Below are 4,120 nucleotides of genomic sequence, written 5' to 3' on the forward strand. Positions count from 1 at the left end.
CGAGGGATCCCAAGGCCGTCGGCGATGCGGGCGAGCAGGTCGTATGCCTGGACCTGGCGTCCCTGGCTGATGTCGGAGATCTCAGACTGGTTTTGTCCGGTCAGCGCGGCGATCCGGCGCTGGGAGATGCCTGCGGCGCCCAGCAGCCGATAGACCTCGCTGATGTCGTGCCGAGCCAACGCCATCCGCATCTGCGGGCGCTGCCACAAGCACGAATCGATCGGTTCGTCGGCGGGCAGACGTTCAAGGTGTCCCTCCACAGCGCAGCCGCGATCACCGTATCGGCCCACGAGCACTGGTGCCGAGGTCTGATCGGTCAAGCCGATCGGCCAGGCCGATCATGTGATCACCGCCAAGCCGAACAGTCCGTGTTCTCTCCAGCACGTATCGTGGCAGGTCACCCTGTGATACGGGTCGCCAGCCGTCCAGGAGGCCAGCAAGCACAAGCCAGGGAGGGTGCCATGACAACGGCAGTGCACCATCGTCATACCGCGTCGGCCGAGGGAGCCTGGCGGGATCCGAAAGCGTTCGTGGACCCGCAGGTGTGGGACCGGGAGATCAAACTCCTGGTCAGGGACTACCCATTTGATCTGGTGATGGCTGAGCGGCTGTTCGGGCAGGCCATCGCCTACCTGATAACCGCGATGGAGAAGCACGGTCAGCAGCTCGAGATCGGTTGTGGCGAGTTGGTCGACACCGCAGTGCATGCCTTCATCCTCGACACCCGCAACTATCGGGAGTTCTGCCACCGGCACTTCGACGGGCAGTTTCTAGAGCACATTCCGGAGATCGAGCGCAAGTACGACGGCTCGGTGCAGCGCACCGCGGAAGTCATCGAAGCCAACGGTTTCCGGATCGACTGGCCGCTGTGGGAGAAAGACTTCAGCAAGTGCACCCCATGCCACCCCGGCAGTAACTGCCACTGATCGACCATCCCCGGGGGGCCGGAACCAATCAGGTTCCGGCCCCCCGGCCGATCTCCTCGACGGCACTCCGGGCAGCCTGCCGGTGATCACGATGGACAGGCGGTAGCGTGACTGGCTTCAGCCGCCACCGAGTCACGAGGCCGCCGTATGCCACCCGTCCTCATCTCCGACCGCGCCGCCTACTGGGACCACTACGCGAGTGGCGTGACCGGCGAGACACCCGAGCAGGCGCTCAAGAATGCGTTTGGCTGGACCCAGTACGAAGGCCATGGACCCGGCGACGAACTGCTTGGCGATCCCGTCACGGCGCTCGAACTCGGTAGCGGCCGCGGCAGCGCCGTCGCCGCGCTGGCCAACAAGGGCATCGAGGCCACGGGGATCGACATCTCGCTGGCCCAGGCCGCCGACGCGGAGCGCCGATGGGGGTACCTCTCAGGTGCCCGTTTCCTGGTCGGCGACGTGCTGGAGTTCCTTGCCGACGCTGATGGGCGGTGGGATGCGATCTACTCGATCTGGGGCGCGCTGTGGTTCACCGACCCGAAGCAGCTACTCCCTTTAGCTCACGACCGGCTGACCCCGGGTGGTCGGCTGGTGTTCTCCCATGCTCCGGCCGTGCCCGGCAGCTACGGCATCCAGGGCATGTACGGCAACGGCTTCAACGGTCGGCAGGTCTGGATCTACCGCTGGGCCTACGAACCCGACGCCTGGGCCGACCTGCTCCACCAGCACGGCTTCGTCGACGTGCGCGCCTGGATCGAACCCGCACCCGAACCCGAACACGTCGGAACCCTCATCGTTCACGCCCGAACTGCCACGACTGGGCGTATGCCGGTCAGCTGTTGATCAGGTCGAACTGTTCCCAGAGGCCGATTATGGTGCGGTTGGCGATCAGGGGGTGGTGCCGGCGTTTTCGGCGGCCCCGGACACGGCCAGGGCGAACGCCACCGTCACCGGGGCGAGCTGAACCAACGAACGTTTCCTGACGCTTCTCTCCCCGGGCCGGGCTCAGCTGATGAGGTCGAACTCCTCCGCCGCGCCGATGGTGGTGCGGCTGGCGATCAGCGGGTTGGCGCCGGCGGTGACGAAGTTGTTGTTGGCATGCGATCTCAGGCTGACGCTGCCGTCGGCGTTGTTGACCAGATCGAACTCCTCCCAGGGGCCGATCGTGGTGCGGTTGGCGATCAGCGCGGCGGCCCCGGCGTTGTCCGCACAGACGAAGTTGTCGTTCGCGTGCGCCCGGAGGCTGACGCTGCCGTCGGCGTTGTTGATCAGGTCGAACTGCTCCCAGGTGCCGGCGGTGGTGCGGTTGGCGATCAGCGCACTCGCCCCGGCGTTCTCCGCGGTGACCACGTTGTTGTTCGCGTGCGCCCGCAGGCTGACCACCCGGGACGGCGGCGGAGTGGTGCCGCCCGGGCCGGTCATGGTGAACTGGGGCACGGTGACCGCGCCGCCGAGCGCCTGGGTGGCGTAGTTGAAGATGGCGTACCGGTAGCCCATGAAGAACTGCCAGGCGTTGTTCATGGTGAACGCTGGGCCGAGCGCGGTGAAGTTGACTCCGTCGGTGCTGTAGGAGAACCGTGCCTGCTGGTTGGCGCCGGGCCGGATGTCGGCGTTGACCCGCAACCAGATCCGGCCACCCGAGACGTTCGCGCCGGCCTGCTCGGTGCCGAGCCCGGTGGTGTTCCAGTTGGCGTCCATGGTGAGGCCGTTGACCATCACCACCCGGTTGGCGCCGTTGTCGCGTTTGATCCCGATCCAGCCGGAGGTCTGGCGCAGCATGGCGAGCCCGGCCCGGTCGCCGTCTCTCATCGCCCCATAGTCGAGCGTGATCGTCGCGGTGGACGACGGCCCGAGAATGCGGTGGGACAGGGTGTTCCGCGCGGAGTAGAGGTCGTTGGTCACGGTCGCGGTCTGCAACCTCAGTCCATTGTTGACCGAGAACCTGGTGGTGTCCGGGTTGTGGTTCCACTCCCATTCCGGGCCCAGCGCCGTGCCGGCGAAGGTGTCCGTGCCGGTCGGTGGTTTCACCGCCCGCGGCGGCGGGGGCAGGTTCGGCGGCGGATAGGTGGTGCCCCACCGGCCGTTGACGGTTTGCAGCACCGGCCAGCCGTCGGCGGTCCAGGTGACCGGGGCCAGCACCGGCACCCGCCCGCCGGGGAAGGCGTCGACGAAGGCCATGTAGTACCAGTCGCCGTTCTGCGTCTGCACCAGCCCACCCTGGTGCGGCACTCCCCCGCCGGCGATCGGGCCCGGCAGGTCGAGCAGGACCTGCCGGAGCGTGTACGGCCCGAACGGACCGTTCGTCGACTTGAGGATGTACTGGCCGTTGGCCGGGCGGGTCAGGAAGATGTAGTACGCCCCGTTGCGCTTGTAGAACCGGGAACCCTCCAGCGTCCCGATGTTCGACGGGGTCTGGAACACCTGCTGCGTGCGGACCTGGGAGAGGCCGTCCGCCGACAACTGAGCCACGCTGATGGTGGTGTTGCCGTACGCCACGTACATCGTGTCGTTGTCGTCGACCAGCATCCCGGCGTCGTAGTAGCAGTTGGGAATCGTCGAACGCTTCACCCACGGCCCTTCCACCGAGGTGGCGGTGTAGATGTGCGTCTGGGCGAAGTCGACGCACCCACCCCAGTAGAAGGTGTTGTTGCTGCGGCGGAAGTTGAGGAACGACGCCCACACGCCCCGCACGTAGCCGCGGCCGCCGTTGAGGTCGTACTTCGAGCCGAAGTCCAGCCGCGGCACCGAATGCCCGGCGAACTCCCAGTTCACCAGGTCGTAGGAGCGCAGGATCGGCGCCCCCGGCGAGTAGTGCATCGTCGAGGCCGAGTAGTAGTACGTGTCGTTCACCCGGAAGATGTCGACGTCCGCGAGGTCCTCCCACAGCACCGGGTTGGTGATCGTCGCGGTGGGAGTGACGGCCGCGGGGCCGGTGCCCGCGGCGCGCGCGGGCATGCTTCCGGTGACACCGCCGCTCACGAGCCCGATGACGGCGGCCGCCGCCAGTACCGTTGTCCAGAGTCGATGAGGTGACATCACGACCGGGCCCAGCGCTGGTTGGATTGGTTGTTGCAGGTCCACAGGATCACGGTGGATCCGTTCGCGGTGCCGGCCTGGTTGACGTCCAGGCACAGTCCCGAACCGACGTTGCGGATCGAGCCGTCGGTGTTGACCGTCCACTGCTGGTTGTTCTG

5 protein-coding genes are annotated in these 4,120 nt (G+C 66.9%); 2 read left to right on the forward strand and 3 right to left on the reverse strand.

Going from position 1 to position 4,120, the window contains the following annotated elements; all coding sequences use genetic code 11:
• A partial coding sequence (locus tag VGR06_RS39125) for a helix-turn-helix transcriptional regulator (RefSeq protein WP_327564290.1) occupies nt 1-239 on the reverse strand: 239 nt, incomplete at its 3' end.
• Nucleotides 240-461: 222 nt separating this feature from the next.
• Here VGR06_RS39125 and VGR06_RS39130 point away from each other — a divergent pair.
• Together VGR06_RS39130 and VGR06_RS39135 are read left to right on the forward strand one after the other, a co-directional pair.
• Nucleotides 462-926, forward strand: coding sequence for a hypothetical protein (locus VGR06_RS39130; RefSeq protein ID WP_327564287.1), 465 nt, complete (start codon nt 462-464; stop codon nt 924-926).
• Between the two features lie 204 nt (nt 927-1,130).
• Entirely contained in the window at nt 1,131-1,769 is a 639-nt protein-coding gene (locus VGR06_RS39135) for a class I SAM-dependent methyltransferase (protein WP_327564288.1), read from the forward strand.
• Between the two features lie 162 nt (nt 1,770-1,931).
• Here VGR06_RS39135 and VGR06_RS39140 read toward each other — a convergent pair whose 3' ends face one another.
• Nucleotides 1,932-3,905: a family 43 glycosylhydrolase gene (locus VGR06_RS39140; protein WP_327564289.1), complete on the reverse strand. Its 1,974-nt coding sequence runs from the start codon at nt 3,903-3,905 to the stop codon at nt 1,932-1,934.
• A gap of 56 nt (nt 3,906-3,961) precedes the next feature.
• A partial coding sequence (locus VGR06_RS39145) for a ricin-type beta-trefoil lectin domain protein (protein ID WP_327564291.1) occupies nt 3,962-4,120 on the reverse strand: 159 nt, incomplete at its 5' end.

This window comes from Actinophytocola sp. (assembly GCF_036002505.1).
Lineage (GTDB): Bacteria > Actinomycetota > Actinomycetes > Mycobacteriales > Pseudonocardiaceae > DASYTH01.

What these genes read in the sequence shown, in the direction of transcription:
- VGR06_RS39130 (WP_327564287.1), top strand. Translation starts at nt 462, where the DNA reads ATGACAACGGCAGTGCACCATCGTCATACCGCGTCGGCCGAGGGAGCC.